This window comes from Niallia sp. Sow4_A1 (assembly GCF_052116745.1).
Classification (GTDB): Bacteria; Bacillota; Bacilli; order Bacillales; family Cytobacillaceae; genus Niallia; species Niallia hominis.
The window spans coordinates 33,823-50,273 of sequence record NZ_JBQKKM010000020.1 but is presented as its reverse complement, the minus strand read 5'-3'; the positions used below and the strand labels follow the sequence as shown (position 1 = coordinate 50,273).

Annotated in this window: 13 protein-coding genes and 1 riboswitch; all 13 genes read left to right on the top strand. The window is 34.9% G+C overall.

All coding sequences use genetic code 11. From position 1 onward, the window contains the following. The first annotated feature begins 58 nt into the window (after positions 1-58). The 13 genes from ACTQ5K_RS12585 to ACTQ5K_RS12525 all read left to right on the top strand — a co-directional run bounded on the left by ACTQ5K_RS12585 (position 59) and on the right by ACTQ5K_RS12525 (position 16,451). The gene (locus ACTQ5K_RS12585) at positions 59-1,537 is read left to right on the top strand and encodes an aminotransferase class V-fold PLP-dependent enzyme (protein WP_441993968.1); all 1,479 of its coding nucleotides are present in this window, start codon (positions 59-61) and stop codon (positions 1,535-1,537) included. A gap of 465 nt (positions 1,538-2,002) precedes the next feature. Beyond that, on the top strand, positions 2,003-2,608 hold the full coding sequence (locus ACTQ5K_RS12580; protein WP_235251536.1) for a TetR/AcrR family transcriptional regulator: 606 nt from the start codon (positions 2,003-2,005) through the stop codon (positions 2,606-2,608). Beyond that, entirely contained in the window at positions 2,592-3,854 is a 1,263-nt protein-coding gene (locus ACTQ5K_RS12575) for an MFS transporter (protein WP_349204967.1), read from the top strand. The genes ACTQ5K_RS12580 and ACTQ5K_RS12575 overlap by 17 nt, the downstream gene beginning before the upstream one ends. A 112-nt stretch (positions 3,855-3,966) precedes the next feature. Then, positions 3,967-4,065, top strand: a riboswitch (TPP riboswitch). Positions 4,066-4,133: 68 nt separating this feature from the next. Next, a complete protein-coding gene (gene thiT / locus ACTQ5K_RS12570; protein ID WP_031538646.1) occupies positions 4,134-4,718 on the top strand; it encodes an energy-coupled thiamine transporter ThiT in 585 nt (194 codons plus the stop codon). A gap of 168 nt (positions 4,719-4,886) precedes the next feature. After that, a complete protein-coding gene (locus ACTQ5K_RS12565) occupies positions 4,887-5,312 on the top strand; it encodes a GNAT family N-acetyltransferase (protein WP_349204968.1) in 426 nt (141 codons plus the stop codon). Positions 5,313-5,473: 161 nt separating this feature from the next. Beyond that, positions 5,474-7,186, top strand: a complete 1,713-nt coding sequence (locus ACTQ5K_RS12560; protein ID WP_441993967.1) for a glycosyl hydrolase family 18 protein — start codon at positions 5,474-5,476, stop codon at positions 7,184-7,186. 524 nt (positions 7,187-7,710) lie between these two features. After that, the gene (locus ACTQ5K_RS12555) at positions 7,711-8,124 is read left to right on the top strand and encodes a CoA-binding protein (RefSeq protein WP_031538642.1); all 414 of its coding nucleotides are present in this window, start codon (positions 7,711-7,713) and stop codon (positions 8,122-8,124) included. Between the two features lie 589 nt (positions 8,125-8,713). Further along, positions 8,714-10,693 carry a DNA topoisomerase IV subunit B gene (parE, locus tag ACTQ5K_RS12550; RefSeq protein WP_284561089.1) on the top strand — a complete coding sequence of 660 codons (1,980 nt, stop codon included), beginning with the start codon at positions 8,714-8,716 and terminating at the stop codon, positions 10,691-10,693. Beyond that, a complete protein-coding gene (parC, locus tag ACTQ5K_RS12545; protein WP_235251531.1) occupies positions 10,690-13,125 on the top strand; it encodes a DNA topoisomerase IV subunit A in 2,436 nt (811 codons plus the stop codon). The genes parE and parC overlap by 4 nt, the downstream gene beginning before the upstream one ends. Before the next feature lie 425 nt (positions 13,126-13,550). Beyond that, on the top strand, positions 13,551-14,318 hold the full coding sequence (locus ACTQ5K_RS12540) for a hypothetical protein (RefSeq protein ID WP_235251530.1): 768 nt from the start codon (positions 13,551-13,553) through the stop codon (positions 14,316-14,318). A 90-nt stretch (positions 14,319-14,408) separates the two neighbouring features. Continuing rightward, positions 14,409-15,473, top strand: coding sequence for an AbrB family transcriptional regulator (locus tag ACTQ5K_RS12535; protein WP_235251529.1), 1,065 nt, complete (start codon positions 14,409-14,411; stop codon positions 15,471-15,473). A 96-nt stretch (positions 15,474-15,569) separates the two neighbouring features. Further along, positions 15,570-15,998, top strand: coding sequence for a GNAT family N-acetyltransferase (locus ACTQ5K_RS12530; protein WP_031537782.1), 429 nt, complete (start codon positions 15,570-15,572; stop codon positions 15,996-15,998). A 144-nt stretch (positions 15,999-16,142) separates the two neighbouring features. Next, the gene (locus tag ACTQ5K_RS12525) at positions 16,143-16,451 is read left to right on the top strand and encodes a hypothetical protein (protein WP_235251528.1); all 309 of its coding nucleotides are present in this window, start codon (positions 16,143-16,145) and stop codon (positions 16,449-16,451) included.

Sequence of the window (16,451 nt, the reverse complement as noted above, 5' to 3'; positions counted from 1 at the left end):
AACCCCTCTTCTCATTTTGACATAGGTTAAAGAAGGAGAGAGAAAGGGGATTTTTAAATTGATCAGAATTAAAGTTGGTGAGTCTGTATACCAATATCATACTAAATTGGAGCACTATTTTTCAAAAATTAAGCATAATATCATTGGAAATAATTTAACCTTTTCTACACCTTATGGAAATCAAAAGCTGCTCTATGCGGATTGGACAGCAAGTGGCAGATTATATAAGACTATTGAGGATAAGATTACAAAAAAACTTGGCCCGTATGTTGCCAATACACATACTGAATCAAATATAACGGGAACTTATATGACAAAAGCATATACGGATGCAAAACGAATCATCAAAAAGCATGTTCATGCAGATGAGAATGATATTATATTATTTGATGGCTTTGGTATGACAGGAGTGGTCAACAAACTGCAAAGAATAATGGGTTTAAAGAATACTTGTTTTACTAACGAAAAAATAGCTGTAGTTTTTGTCACACATATGGAACATCATTCTAATTATTTATCCTGGCTTGAGACAAATGCAGAAGTCATCATGATAAAGCCGAATGCAAATGGAGATGTAAATAGAGAGCATTTAGAATCCTTGCTAGAGCAATATAAGGACATACCATTAAAAATAGGGGCATTTACAGCGTGTTCCAATGTTACTGGAAGGAAAACGAATTACCATGAGCTTGCGAAAATTATGCATCAGCATAAAGGTTATTGCTTTGTCGATTTTGCTGCTTCAGCTCCGTATGTAGCAATGAATATGCATCCTGATAATAAAGAGGAACGATTAGATGCTGTTTATTTCTCCCCTCATAAATTCCTGGGAGGTCCTGGAACGAGTGGCGTGCTTGTCATGTCAAGGAATCTCATTTATTCGAATATACCAGATCATCCAGGCGGAGGAACAGTAGATTTTACAAATGAATGGGGAGATATTCTTTATAAAAAAGAGGACGAAGAGAGAGAAGATGGTGGAACACCAGGATTTCTACAAGCTATTAAAACAGCATTATGTATTCAATTAAAAGAAGCGATGGGAATAGAAAGAATAGAGAAAAGGGAGAAAGAATTAGTACAGCTAGCAATGACTGAACTTAAAAAAATAAAAAAACTACGAATTCTTGAAGCAGAAAACGAAGATAGATTAGGGATTATCTCCATTATTTGCGAAGATATTCACTATGATTTAGTCGCACAGTTACTGAATGATCGTTTTGGTATTCAAGTAAGAGGTGGTTGTTCATGTGCAGGGCCATATGGCCATTATTTACTATCTATTACAAAAGAACATTCCAAAGAAATAAGCAAAGAAATACAAGACGGAGATTTTTCGCATAAGCCAGGCTGGGTGCGAATTTCCCTTCATCCAACAATGAGCAATGAGGATATCTATTTTATTGTTGGGGCTATTAAAAAGATAATAAATCATCATGAAGAATGGAAAAAAGATTATATTATTACACCGTCAAATGGTGAGTATCCAGCATTAAGAAAAGGCGAAATCGACTTGAATGACTTGTTCGTGATATAAGTTGCATCAACGAAAGCCTTAAAAAAAGAAGATTGGATAAAAGTATTTCACCCCATGTTAAAACCAAAAAATCACACGAAAGTGATTGTTTGGTTTTTTTATTAGTTTTTAAAAATGCTGTATCATTTTTCCCCTTAGCCGGAATATTCTTCACTATCTGTGTGGCTAAGGAGGCTTGAGTTGCTCCCCTGTGTATCGAGTGTTTGTAGCGTAATAAAACGAATTAGGTTATTATACTTGACTATATTTAAAAAAAGAAATTCTCAGCAGTAGATGAGATGAATGAAGCTTTATTTAAGAGCAACATTAGAGATTCTTCGTCTTTTACAGCTTCTCTATTTCATTTTGTCTCTGTTTAGAGGGGGAGTAAATAGATTGAAAATTTAATAAAAGATTGACTACCAATATTTTCTTTTATATAATATGATTGATTAATCAATCAATTAAAAAGAATGGAGAATTTATATGGCCAAACCACGATCTGAACAAAAGAAAGATGATATTTTTAAGGCAGCGTTAAAATTGTTTTCACATAATGGTTTTAGTAAAACAACTATTAAGGATATTGCTGCAGAAGCTGGTGTTAGTTTTGGAACCGTATTTACTTATTATGAAAACAAGGAGGCTTTGTTTACAGAATGCGTTAATAGACCTCTGCAATTATTTAAAAAGGTTATAAATGAAACCAAGAAAGAACTTACTGATTTAACCGAAGAAAAATTAAAAGATATTATTCGAAAACATCTTGATTTATTTATGGAGTCAGAAAAAGAACTCCGCATTGTCCAATATGTGATTGGACAGCCAGATAGGTTCTCTGAAATTAATGCACTAGACGAATTTGTCGTACTTTTTTTAGGTTATATTCAAGAAATAGTTCATACAGGAATGGAAAAGGGTTTTTTACCAAAAAGTAATCCTGAAGAGGTTGGTTATGGATACCTAGCATTCTTAATGGGGGCAAGGTTAACCTATTCAGATCAAGCCTACCCTATGTTTACGCGTGCATTTACAAATCAAGCTTATCGCTTATTTGGAATGGAAGGGAAACGTGATGATGAAAACATTTAGTCAATTGCATATTTCTCTTCGTATTCGCATGTATTTACAATTTGTTACTTCTATAACATCTAGTGCAATAATCCCTTATATTTCTGTTTATTTTAGTTCATTAATTGGAACTACGATAACCGGAGTAATTGTTATCATAGTCATCTTATCTGGTATAATTGGCGCATTAATAGGTGGCTACTTATCAGACAGAATCGGCAGAAGAAAAATGATGATAATTGCAGAACTAGGGGTAGGTATAACCTATCTTGTCATTGCAGCCTTTAATTCACCATGGATTAATCTTCCATATATTAGCGCTGGTTTATTTATGATTAATTTATTTCTTAATGGCATGTTTTTCCCCGCTTCTACTGCAATGATTCATGATTTAGTATTAGCAGAGCAACGGAAATTTGTTTTTACAGCGATGTACTGGCTAGCTAATTCAGCAACAGCACTTGGAACCATTACAGGGGCTTTTTTCTTTATGGACTATCATTTCTATTTCTTCTTTTCAGTCGGCCTTGTTTCAATTATATCTAGCTTCATTACTTATCTATTTATTAAAGAATCGCTAATGAAAAGGCATGATATAAGGAATGCTCATACATCCAAATCTACAATTTGGTCTAATTATCAATATGTTTGGAAGGACCAAACTTTTATGCTTTATTTACTTTCCTGTTTACTTATCTTTTCTCTTGAGAATCATTTAACGAATTATATCGCCATTCACTTAAGAGATACGATGGAAGATACTATTCTCTTCGGTATCCTTCCTGTTAATGGCATAAATATGGTGGGGATTCTTCATGCGGAAAATACCATATTTGTAGTTTTTTGTGTGGGTATGGTTACTTGGATGATGAAAAAACTATCTGACTATAAGCAATATTTTATTGGCATGTGTTTATTTGTTGTTAGTTATTGTATTCTAACTTATATTTCTTCACCAGTATGGCTTATTATTATCATGCTGTTTATTTCAATAGGTGAATTAATGTATGTTCCGATTAATCAAAGCATCCTTGCAGATTTAGTGAATGAAAATTACCGAAGTTCTTATTTAGCTTTAAATGGATTAATTGGTCAAGGACAAATGATTTTAGCTGGACTAGCCATTACGATAAGCAGTAATCTATCCGCCTTAACAATGTCTTTAGGATTATTCTCATTTGGGATAGTAGGGTTGTTATTAATGGGTTATGTTGTTAAAAAAGAAACTAATTCTAAAAAGCAAGTGAACATAACAGAAATAATTTAATAAAATTCTACTATTATTATTGTTGCAAACTTTAAAGTTTGAATATTCTTTATTTAAGGAAAAGGCCTATTTAAATGAAAATTTATGCTATAATAACTATAATTGATAATAAGCAAACCACAAGGGGAGCGTAATGCTGAGAGTGATCAATAGATCTGACCCTTCGAACCTGTTAGTTAATTCTAACGTAGGAATGTGGGAAGAGTTCATATAGTAAGCTATATAATTCATTTCGCGCGTTAGTTCTCCTTTTGGTCTGCAATAAAAGGAGTTTTTTTTATGAAAAATATGAGATTAGTTGTCATGATAGAAGTGGCAATCATGGCTGCCATTGCACTTATTCTAGATTTATTGCCATCCATTCCCGTTTTTAACACATCCATTTCTTTTGCAATGGTACCTATTTTTATCGTAGCTTTTCGCTGGGGCTTTAAAGCTAGCACTATTGCAGGTTTCTTATGGGGCGTTTTACAAATAGTTGTCGGTGATCTGCAGGCATTAAGTTTTTGGCAAGTAATTTTAGAATATTTATTTGCTTTTGCATGTATTGGATTTGCTGGATTATTTGCTTCATCTATTCAAAATGCTTTAAAAACGGAACAAAAAGGGTTAGCGACTGGCTTAATTATTTTGGCAGTGGTTGTTGGTGGATTTACTCGCTATATTTGGCATTTCATTGCAGGTGTGACTATTTGGGCGAGCTATGCACCAGAAGGAATGTCACCATTTATCAATTCCTTGATTGTAAACGGTGGTTCATACTTAGGAGCAACAATACTATGTTCTATAATCCTCGTTCTTTTATTAATTTCAGCACCACGGATTGTGCTTGATAGACCATCAAATGGGATAGCGAAAAAATAAGGTCCGTATTAAGTATCAAAAGGCACTCCTGAGGGAGCGCCTTTTTTGTGGTATAATATTACAAAAAAGAATCTGTTGATGAAAGAAATGCATCGATAATAATGATAGTAAAATGCTTTTCACACTCTTAAACCAGTAAGACTCTACCGGAAAGAAGGTTAAAACAATATGATGATTACGTTAAAAAATGGGATAGAAATTCAAATTAGTTCCTATAAAGAAGCTGACTTTTCGTCGATTCACACCTTAAATGAACAAGAAGCATGGAGCAATCTAGTGAAGAAAAAGGATGATGCAAAAGCTGCTTGGAATCATTCGAATATTGCTTATGTTGCAACTGTTGATGATAAAATAATAGGCTATATTAGAGGAATCACCGATCAATCGATAACTCTATTCATTTGCGAATTACTCATTGACCAAGCTTATAGGGGAATAGGCGTGGGGCAGGAACTCCTATACTATGTACATAGCTTATATCCAACTACTAGAGTAGAAATGCTTGCTTCTAGTACTTCTCAAACCTATTATGAAAACAAAGGTTTTCGCCCTTTTTATGGATTTAGAAAAACGTTTGCTGAATGGAATAGATGATTTTGTATAATACATATAGTTTGATTAGTAGGAAAGGAGAGCCATCTGTTGGATGGTTCTTTTTTTGTCGAATTATATGTTAATATGAAACTAGGAATATTCCCATTACGTCTATTATTCTAGTAACTCGACTTTCCATGAACAACTCCAAGGAGGAACAAATGACAGAAATAAATTATTCGTTTCAGAAAAAACCAACAAATAAAAAAGTAATTGTTGGTCTTATTATAGCGGTTTTAGTAGTAGTTATATCCATTATTTTGCTTTTTCTCTATCCGTTTGGTAATAAGGAGAAAGTGGATTACTTTCAAGGAGAAAATCCAGTTTTATTGAATGGTGAACAAATTGGGAATGCTATTTTTGATAAAGATACAGTATATTTACCATTAAGTATTTGGCAGGAAAAAATAGATGGAAGTATCACATATGATGAAAATAGTAATTCTGTTATTGTGACGACAAAAGATAAAGTTATTCAGTTTCCAACTGATTCTGTTTCTTATTATGTTAATGATAAGAATACAGAGCTTTCCTTTCAGCCTTTAAAAGATGAGGACGGGACAATTTATGTGGCATTAGATCCATTAGCTACGTTTTATCCGATTAAATATACGATTTTAGAAAAAGAACAAGTAGTACTCTTGGAAGAGAATGGGCAAGAAAGAGCGGATGGAACATTTACTTCTAAAAAAGTCAGGCAGGATTTCACCAAATTGCGTTCTGGTGCAACATTATCTGCTCCTTATACGGATGAGTTAGTTCCTGGTGAACAGGTAACGATTGAAAATGAAGTAGAAGATTTCTATTATGTCAGAAAAGAGAATGGAATCGCAGGTTTCGTAAAAAAGAAATACGTGAAAAAAGGAAAATCAGAAGTAGTTCAGGTCGAATTAGAACAGCTTGAACCAAAGCTGAACAAAATCGATGGACCAATTCAATTGACCTGGGAAGCAGTATATTCAAGAAATCCAGACACTTCAAGCATTCCAAAAATGAGCGGAGTAAATGTTGTGTCTCCAACATGGTTTAAGCTTTCTGGAAATGATGGGAATGTATCAAATTTAGGGTCAACACCCTATGTAGATTGGGCACATAAACAGGGTTATCAAGTATGGGGGTTATTCTCCAATGATTTTGATCCGGATAAAACACATGAAGTTTTAAAGGATTATCAAAAAAGACAGACCGTTATTAGGCAGCTTTTGGTCTACAGTGAAATGTATAAATTAGATGGTCTTAATATCGATATTGAGAATGTTCGCGAAGAAGATGGGAAATATGTAACACAGTTTGTTCGAGAAGCAACGCCCTATTTACATGAGGCAGGCATTACGGTTTCGATGGATATTACCTTTATTGCAGACGGAAATTATTCTGCATTCCTGCAAAGAGACCATTTGGCAGAAATAGTCGATTATCTTATTGTGATGGCATATGATGAACATTGGGCAACAAGTCCGATTTCTGGAAGTGTTGCGAGTTTCCCTTGGGTGGAAGCAAATTTAGAAACCTTACTTGATGTTGTACCAAGTGATAAGCTCGTTTTAGGAGTACCGTTATATGCACGATTGTGGGAGGAGAAAGAAAATGGAGAAGTTTCTTCTAAATCCCTTTCCATGGCAAGTGTGGAGGAATGGTTAAAAGAGCATAATGTTACTCCAACATATGACGAAGTTAGTGGTCAAAACTACGGGGAATATGTTGATAAAGAAACAAAATCAACGTACAAAATTTGGCTAGAGGATGAATTATCCTTGGCGAAAAGAGCTGAATTAGTAGAAAAGTATAATTTAGCTGGTCTTGGAAGCTGGTCGCGGACTTTTGCCAATGAAACAGCTTGGACAGCATTAACGTTAGAGAAGCAGGAGCAATAACAGAAAAAAACCTCTTTCTTAAATTGGAAAGTGGTTTTTTTCATGTCTTTTTATATTTTAAATAACTTCACTATATTTTGTAGTTCATCTGCTAATTGAGCAAGCGCTAAAGAGGAATTGAACTTCTTCAGAAACTTTCTTCATCGTATCGATGGTCGTTTCCGTGTCATTTTGAATGATTTGGATAAGCTTTGCAATATTTTCTGTTGAAGAAGTAGACTCTTCTACGACTTGAACAGGAGAATAATTGATTGTTAAAAGTTGGATGATAGTGAAATAATTATTCTTTTAGGAACTTCTAATCTATTTAAAGAAGGAGTAAAGAAACAGTTAGACAGTTCAACAAGAGCTACCAAAGTTGCATGTTGGTGATGATAATCCAATATTTAATTCATGGATCAAACTTTCAGAAAATAGCAATATTTGCTATTGTATAAGGAAGAAAGCTTTAATGGCATTCTATTGTTTTTTCTTCCTGCCTTTGGGGAAACGTATAAAAAATGATTGGAAAAGGAGCGAATATAATGGCAATTAATAATCCGAGTCGAGAAGAAATTGGTGCTATTCTAAAAAAGGCAAAGAGAATTGCGGTAGTCGGTTTAAGTGATAATCCTTCACGAACCTCTTATATGGTATCTGAAGCAATGAAGAATGCAGGTTATGAAATCATCCCTGTTAATCCTACAGTAGATGAAGTGCTCGGCGTTAAAGCTGTAAAAAAATTAACAGACATTGAAGGACATGTTGATATTGTCAATGTATTTAGAAGATCTGAATATTTGCCAGAGGTTGCAGAAGAGTTTGAAAAAATTGACGCAGATGTTTTTTGGGCACAATTAGGTCTCGTTCATGAAGAAACATTTAATCAATTAAAAGAAAAAGGCTATACAGTGATCATGGATCGCTGTATTAAAGTGGAACATGCAATGACGAAATAGGATATTATATTTAAATGGATATGGGTGAAAAGCAGAATGGTTATAAAAAATCATTCTGTTTTTTTTGTTCCAACATGCAAAGAATACATAAAACATTCCTGTAATTTGATTAAATAAAACGTTATCATACGCTAAAAATGGAAACTGATTTAATAAACTTATTCGTTTTTCCTAAGAATCTGTGTTAACATAATATAGATAAATAGAGGGAAACCTTTTAAAAAAATACTTTTGCTTTTTTGATGATTGGTATAATATTGGTTTTGCCGGGAAAAAATCGAAAGATAAAATGAAAAAAATGAACGTGAAAAATGAGATTATGTGCTACAATACGATGTAAGAACAATTGTTCTGTTTTGGAATTAGTATCAACAACTGTTTATTAAAAATTCAATAAATTTGAAAGCGAAAAAGAAGGTGGAAAGAGAAGCCTTCTTTTAAGGTCGTCTAATAAAGAAAAGTAGTTCTTCCATTAAATTTTAATATTTAAGAGGATAATTCATTTTTTAGACGAATACATAAACAATTGTTCGACATGATACATAGAAAGATAATATGTCGGATTTGTAGAAGTGAAAGGGGTATGTCAGTGGCAAAGAATCAGCAAGCATTCGAATATAATGATGATGCCATTCAAGTGTTAGAAGGATTAGAAGCTGTAAGGAAGCGTCCTGGGATGTATATAGGGAGTACAGATTCTAGAGGTTTGCATCATCTTGTATATGAAATTGTAGATAACGCAGTCGATGAAGCACTGGCTGGATTTGGAGATACGATTATTGTAAAAATCCATCGTGACAATTCCATAAGTGTGAAGGATAAAGGACGTGGAATGCCAACTGGAATGCATAAGATTGGAAAGCCAACACCTGAAGTTATCTTTACCATTCTTCATGCTGGAGGAAAATTTGGACAAGGTGGTTATAAAACAAGTGGTGGCCTGCATGGTGTAGGCGCATCTGTAGTTAACGCGTTATCAGAATGGGTTGTTGTAAATATTAAGCGTGATGGTTTTGTTTATGAACAGCGTTTTGAAAATGGTGGTAAACCTGTTTCGACACTTGAAAGAATCGGGAAAACAAACCAAACTGGAACAACGATTCACTTTAAGCCAGATCCAGCGATTTTTTCCACAACAACGTACAATTATGAAACACTTTGTGAGCGATTAAGAGAATCTGCCTTTTTGTTAAAAGGACTGCGAATTGAAATTATTGATGAAAGAAACAATAAACAAAGTGTTTTCCATTATGAAAATGGGATTGAAGCATTTGTAGAATATTTAAATGAAGAGAAAGATTCTCTTCATCCAGTTGTTAGCCTAGAGGGAGAGAGCAATGGAATTGAAGTAGAATATGCCTTTCAATTCAACGATGGTTATTCCGAAAATGTTCTGTCATTTGTGAATAATGTTCGTACAAAAGACGGCGGTACCCATGAAGCTGGCGCGAAAACAGCGATGACACGTATGTTTAATGAATATGCTCGAAAAGTCAGCCTCCTAAAAGAAAAAGACAAAAACTTAGATGGTTCTGATATTCGGGAAGGGCTGTCTGCGATTGTGTCTGTTCGTGTACCAGAAGATTTACTACAATTCGAGGGACAAACAAAGGGTAAATTAGGCACAAGTGAAGCAAGATCAGCTGTAGATGCGGTCGTATCTGAACACCTAGCCTATTTCTTTGAAGAAAATCCTGAAGTAAGTTCTCTTTTGATTAAAAAGTCTATTAAAGCAGCACAAGCAAGAGAAGCAGCTCGAAAAGCGCGAGAAGAAGCAAGAAGCGGCAAAAAGCGTAAGCGTGGCGAAGCGGTTCTTTCTGGTAAGCTCACACCTGCGCAATCAAAAAATCCACAGAAAAATGAACTTTATTTAGTGGAAGGGGATTCAGCTGGTGGATCTGCGAAGCAAGGAAGAGACCGTCGTTTCCAAGCGGTACTGCCTCTTCGTGGGAAAGTTATCAATACAGAAAAAGCAAAGCTAGCAGATATTTTTAAAAATGAAGAGATTAATACGATCATCCATGCTATCGGTGCAGGGGTTGGAGCGGACTTTAAGGTAGAGGATGCTAACTATGATAAAGTCATTATCATGACGGATGCAGATACCGATGGAGCTCATATTCAAGTACTTCTGTTAACGTTTTTCTATCGCTATATGAAACCACTAGTTGAAGCTGGGAAGGTATATATCGCTTTACCACCTTTATACAAGGTAAGCAAAGGTTCTGGAAAAAAAGAAGTCATCGAATATTCATGGAGTGATGATGACCTGCAAGATGCGATTAAGAAAATCGGTAAAGGCTATATCCTGCAACGTTATAAAGGTCTAGGCGAGATGAATGCAGATCAACTGTGGGAAACAACAATGAATCCAGAAACAAGAACGTTAATCCGGGTGAAAATTGATGATCTTGCACGGGCTGAGCGTCGTGTAACAACATTAATGGGAGATAAAGTAGAGCCACGTAGAAAATGGATTGAATCAAATGTTGCCTTCGGATTAGAAGATGAAGGGAACATTTTAGAAAATGAAAATATTACGGTTGCAGAGGAGGGAAGTCCATCATGAGTTCATTAGAACAATATCGTGATCTACCCTTAGAAGATGTTATCGGTGACCGTTTTGGACGGTATAGTAAATACATCATTCAAGAGCGGGCACTTCCTGATGCGAGGGATGGGTTGAAGCCTGTACAGCGCCGTATCCTTTATGCCATGCATGTAGAAGGTAATACACATGATAAACATTTTCGGAAATCAGCCAAAACAGTCGGTAACGTAATTGGTAACTATCATCCACATGGAGATTCTTCTGTCTATGACGCCATGGTGCGGATGAGTCAAGAATGGAAGGTTCGAAATGTCTTAATTGAAATGCATGGAAATAACGGAAGCATTGACGGTGATCCGCCAGCAGCAATGCGTTATACAGAGGCAAGGCTATCTGCTATTTCAGCTGAATTACTGCGTGATATTGAAAAAAGAACCGTTGATTTCATCCCAAACTTTGATGATACATCCAACGAACCGACCGTTCTGCCTGCAAAATTCCCAAACCTATTAGTGAATGGTTCAACAGGTATCTCGGCTGGATATGCAACAGATATACCACCCCATCACTTAGGGGAAGTAATTGATGGTGTGATTGAGCGAATGGATTCGCCAAATTGTACGGTTGAAGACATCATGAAGCACATTAAAGGACCGGACTTTCCAACAGGCGGTATTATCCAAGGAGTAGAAGGCATTAAAAAAGCCTATGAAACTGGAAAAGGGAAAATTATTGTCCGCGGGAAAACGGAAATTGAAACATTACGAGGCGGCAAACAGCAAATCGTTATTACGGAGGTTCCTTATGAGTTAAATAAGAGCAATCTCGTTAAAAAAATTGATGAATTGCGATTAGATCGAAAAGTAGAAGGAATTGCAGAGGTTAGAGATGAAACCGATCGAACAGGCTTGCGTATTGTCATTGAGCTGAAGAAAGAAGTAGATGCAAACGGGATTTTAAATTTCTTATTTAAAAACACCGATTTGCAGATCACTTATAGCTTTAATATGGTTGCCATTCATAACAAACGTCCGAAACTAATGGGCATCATTGCTTTATTAGATGCCTATATTGAACATCAAAAGGAAACAATTAAACGACGTACAGAATTTGACTTACAAAAAGCCAAGGATCGTCAACATATTGTTGATGGTTTAATTAAGGCGCTATCGATATTGGATGAAGTAATCGCAACGATTCGTGCATCTAAAGATAAACGAGATGCGAAAAGTAACTTAATCGCTGCTTATCAATTTACGGAGCCACAAGCAGAAGCAATCGTTTCATTACAGCTATATCGTTTAACGAATACAGATATAACTGCATTAGAAGCAGAGGCTGCAGAATTAGCAGAAAAAATTGAAGAGTGGACCGCAATTCTAGCAAGTGAAAAGAAATTGCTTTCTGTTATTAAAAAGGAACTAAAAGACGTAAAAAAACGCTTTATTAGTGAAAGACGCACATTGATTCAAGATGAAATTGAGGAAATCAAAATTAATCTTGAAGTATTAGTGGCGAGTGAAGATGTGATTGTAACTGTCACAAAGGATGGGTATATTAAACGAACAAGTCAACGTTCTTACGCAGCAAGCAATGGCCAGGATTTCGGAATGAAGGATACGGATAGAATTCTTTCTAAAATTGATGTGAACACAACAGAAGTAGTATTATTATTCACAGATAAAGGAAACTATTTATATTTACCTGTTCATGAATTACCGGATATACGCTGGAAGGATCTAGGACAGCATGTTTCTAATATTATTCCAATTGACCGAGACGAATCAATTATAAATGCTATGCCAATTAAGGATTTTGAACAATCTCAATATCTGCTTTTCTTTACGAAAAATGGAATGGCTAAGAAATCAGAATTGATTAATTATAGAGCACAACGCTATTCAAAACCGCTAGTAGCCATTAATCTTAAAGGTGATGATAAAGTAGTTGATGTTCACCTTACTAATGGCAAAAAAGAAGTGTTAATTGCCACACATATAGGTTATTCTTTACGATTCCATGAAGAAGAAATCAATATAGTTGGAGCAAGAGCAGCAGGTGTCAAAGGTATTAATCTAAAAGACAACGATTATGTGGTAGCTGGAAAGGTAATTACAAATCCGCAAACAGAAAGTATCGTGATTATTACACAGCGTGGTTCTATCAAGAAAATGAAGCTTTCTGAATTTGAATTCTCTGGAAGAGCAAAACGTGGGTTAATTATGCTTCGTGAATTAAAAGCAAACCCACATCGAATTGTTGGTATGGCTGTTGTCAAAGCAAAAGATACAGTTTACATACAAACAGAAAAAGGGGAGATAGAATCTGTGAAAATTGCAGAGCTCCGCTTTAATGATCGCTATTCGAATGGCTCCTTTGTTATCGATGAAACAGAGGCAGGAAAGATTATCGAATTGTGGGAAGAAAAAGCTAGTCAAGAGGAAGCATAATTAATAAAAGAGATTCCCAATTTGCAAAGTGTCTTTGCGATTGGGAGTCTTTTTTTGTTTGGTGTATTGGCATTCATTTGTTGAAATACTTGTATTATAGAGCGGGAGCGATTATGAGATATATAGTAAGTGATGAAAGCTAGAATTTGTTGGGAAGGATACGGTAAGAATGATGTTCAACAGGGAAATCAAAACCACTTTCGGTAAGAGCTAAGGGAAAAATGGTGTTCATCAAAGGAATGAAAACCACTTTTAACTAGGGTTAAGCGAAAAATAGCGTTCCTGCCTCTCCATCCAAAACCAATACACATATCCAGCATCAAAAAATCAACTATCCGTTATTTTTTAAAAATTCTTTTCCTTACTTACATGATTTTTCCAAAAAAGGACATGCTAAAATTATTATGATGTTAGGAGGTTTTAGCATGAGAAGGGAATTACTTGTTGCTTTGAGTGCTTTCTTTTTAATGACTTTAACTGCTATTACTGGTGTTTATGCAATGGAGAAGGATGAGAAGACCTATAAACTTATCCTAGAAGAAAAAACAGATATTACAAGTGATGGGCAAGAAGAAATGATTCAATTAAAGGGAGATGCTTCAGATCAACCTGAAAATAGTAATTTTTTTAAGGAATTATTTCTTGATGTTTCTATTCAAAAAGATAAGACTGCAACGTTAGCCGTTGAAGGTGGCTTTGATCCTAAATTACATATAATGGATATAAATGATGATCACCATAAAGAATTATTGCTATCTGTATCTGCGAATGAAAGAGGAACAGAGAAGAGTTTTTATTTCTTTCAGTTGCAAGGAAATAAATTAGTAGAATTGCAAAAACCAGAGTTAGCATCAGTAGAAAGCCAGTTTAAGGATGCATATAAAGCAGAATTAAAGATAAATAAAGAAAAAATGTATATTTTTGATTTATATGATCGCAGACATCATTATGAAAAGCTTGGCCTTTACCATAAAGGAAGATTAAATGAACCGACCGAGTTAATCTTATCTCCATTTTCTGAGTTAAAGGTAACTAGACTAAATAATCAAACTGCTATCAAGGGAAAACAACGGATAAGTGGATTAGCTGCTGTTGATACCATTGGCTACTTGGAAACTTGGTGGACTTGGAATAAGCAAGAATGGGTGCTGCAAAAAGTAAAAGTAAAGGAAATAAGCTATAAAGGCAACTAATGATTATCAAAAAATGAAAGTAGTCCTTCATTTTAAGGGAAAATAAGTAGTATAATGAGAGTACTTATTTTTATAGAAGGGATCGAAATCATGTCATTACTTTTATTATGTTTAAGTGCTGTACTTGGAGGATGGGTGTTTCAAGTATGCCAACTTCCCCTTGCTTGGCTACTTGGCCCCATGTTCAGTACGATTCTTTATGTTCGACTTGCCAAAAATTCTCCTAAATTACCTTTCTCTTTTCGAGATATCGGGCTCCTTGTCATTGGATACCTCATTGGAAAGCAATTCACGAAACAGACATTAGTAGAAATGGGTAGTCATTTACCATCGATGCTTTTAATGACTGTTATCATGATTGCTTTTAGTTTAATCCTTGCGTTTATCACTTCGAAGTTAACACACAGCAATTTAAAATCAACTGTTGCAGGTAGTATTCCTGGTGGTTTATCCCAAATGATTGCCATCAGTTCTGAAATTAAAGGAATTGATTTAACTGTTGTAACAGTTATTCAAATAAGCCGTATCTTATCCGTTATCATTCTCGTTCCACTCCTTGTTTATAGCCCGATTTTATATGGAAATCAAGCAACTTCATCAGTAGCTACTACAACAGGCAGTGTAAGCTATCATTGGATGATTTTTCTGCTCCTCTTCTGTTGCTATCTTATCGCAAGCTTAGTGAAAAAGTGGAAGTTTCCAGCACCGTTTATGATTGGTCCGATGCTTTTTATTGCGACGATATCCATTGCTGGGTTAGATGTGCCAGCAATTCCGACTACTTTAGTCTGTGTTGCCCAAACGTTAATAGGCATTCATCTTGGATTACAAATTAAATTCGGAAATATCGAAAATAAGGCAAAGTTTTTAAGTGTTGTCACTGTCACTTCCACTCTACTTGTTCTATTTTCTTTATTACTTGGTTATATTTTAATAAGCATAGACAGCGATATCTCCTTATTAACTGCATTTATTGGGTTAGCGCCAGGAGGAATGGCGGAAATGGCAGTACTAGGACAATCTGTTCATGCTAACTTGCCGATTATTACAACCTATCAGTTATTCCGTTTATTATTTATCTTGTTTTGTGTGCCAATTATGATGAAATGGGGATTTCAACATGCAGAAAAGCGTTTAGAGGAGCGAAAAGGATAAGTGAATTATCGGTATTTCTTTTTGTATAGCAAATAATTTATTTCATGGATTGAAAAAGCTTTTATCTGTCAAATGTATCATGAGGGGGAAAGGGGAATGGAGATAAGAGAAGCAACTTTAAATGATATAAAGGAATTAGCTGTATTGATGGATCAACTTGGCTATACGACTACCGTTGAGCAAATGAGGATTCGATTACATGCTATTGAAGCTAGTCCCAATCATTATACTTTAGTAGCTTGCTATGAAATGAAAGTGGTTGGGATGATCGGATTTCATACAGATATTCTATACAATAAAGATGGTATTTATGCTAGAGTCATTGCCTTCGTAGTAGGCGCTAATTATCGAAACAAAGGGATTGGAAAGCTATTATTAAATGAAGTGGAAAGTTTTGCGAAAAAAATCGGCGCAGTTGGAATCGGTTTAAATAGCGGAAATCGTAAAGAAAGAGCAAATGCACACCAATTTTATAGAAAAATGGGATATAAAGCTGAGAGCACAGGATTTTCGAAACCTTTGTGATAGTTCTCACCAGATTTAAAATTGTAATATTTGAATTTGTTGTTTTTCTAAAATTAGATAAGAATATTTGCGTTTGAAGTAAACGGAATACTAGTAATTGTTGCGGGAAGTTAGTATCCTATTATTTTATCAAGGAGTTTGTCTATGATAATAAATAAACCGTTACGCGGGATATTATTTGATCTTGGCTGGACAATTTTTCGTCCTTATACTGGTGATTGGAAAATAACTGCAAAAGCTTTAGAATTTATAAATATAGAATTACTTCATTCCATACCAAAGGAAAAGCTTCATATAGCATTTTTAAAAGCAAATGAATGTTTAAAACCGGAAATATACAAAAAGGAAGTGGAGGAACTTGAAAGATATATAAATTTTTATAAAAAAATTGGTAAAATGCTACCTGAAATTAAATTATCTGAACAACATGCAGAAATAATTGCTTGTGATTAG

Coding starts and splice junctions, on each gene's coding strand:
- ACTQ5K_RS12580 (WP_235251536.1), top strand. CDS start 2,003: ATGGCCAAACCACGATCTGAACAAAAGAAAGATGATATTTTTAAGGCA.
- ACTQ5K_RS12575 (WP_349204967.1), top strand. CDS start 2,592: ATGATGAAAACATTTAGTCAATTGCATATTTCTCTTCGTATTCGCATG.
- thiT (WP_031538646.1), top strand. CDS start 4,134: ATGAAAAATATGAGATTAGTTGTCATGATAGAAGTGGCAATCATGGCT.
- ACTQ5K_RS12565 (WP_349204968.1), top strand. CDS start 4,887: ATGATGATTACGTTAAAAAATGGGATAGAAATTCAAATTAGTTCCTAT.
- ACTQ5K_RS12560 (WP_441993967.1), top strand. CDS start 5,474: ATGACAGAAATAAATTATTCGTTTCAGAAAAAACCAACAAATAAAAAA.
- ACTQ5K_RS12555 (WP_031538642.1), top strand. CDS start 7,711: ATGGCAATTAATAATCCGAGTCGAGAAGAAATTGGTGCTATTCTAAAA.
- parC (WP_235251531.1), top strand. CDS start 10,690: ATGAGTTCATTAGAACAATATCGTGATCTACCCTTAGAAGATGTTATC.
- ACTQ5K_RS12540 (WP_235251530.1), top strand. CDS start 13,551: ATGAGAAGGGAATTACTTGTTGCTTTGAGTGCTTTCTTTTTAATGACT.
- ACTQ5K_RS12535 (WP_235251529.1), top strand. CDS start 14,409: ATGTCATTACTTTTATTATGTTTAAGTGCTGTACTTGGAGGATGGGTG.
- ACTQ5K_RS12530 (WP_031537782.1), top strand. CDS start 15,570: ATGGAGATAAGAGAAGCAACTTTAAATGATATAAAGGAATTAGCTGTA.
- ACTQ5K_RS12525 (WP_235251528.1), top strand. CDS start 16,143: ATGATAATAAATAAACCGTTACGCGGGATATTATTTGATCTTGGCTGG.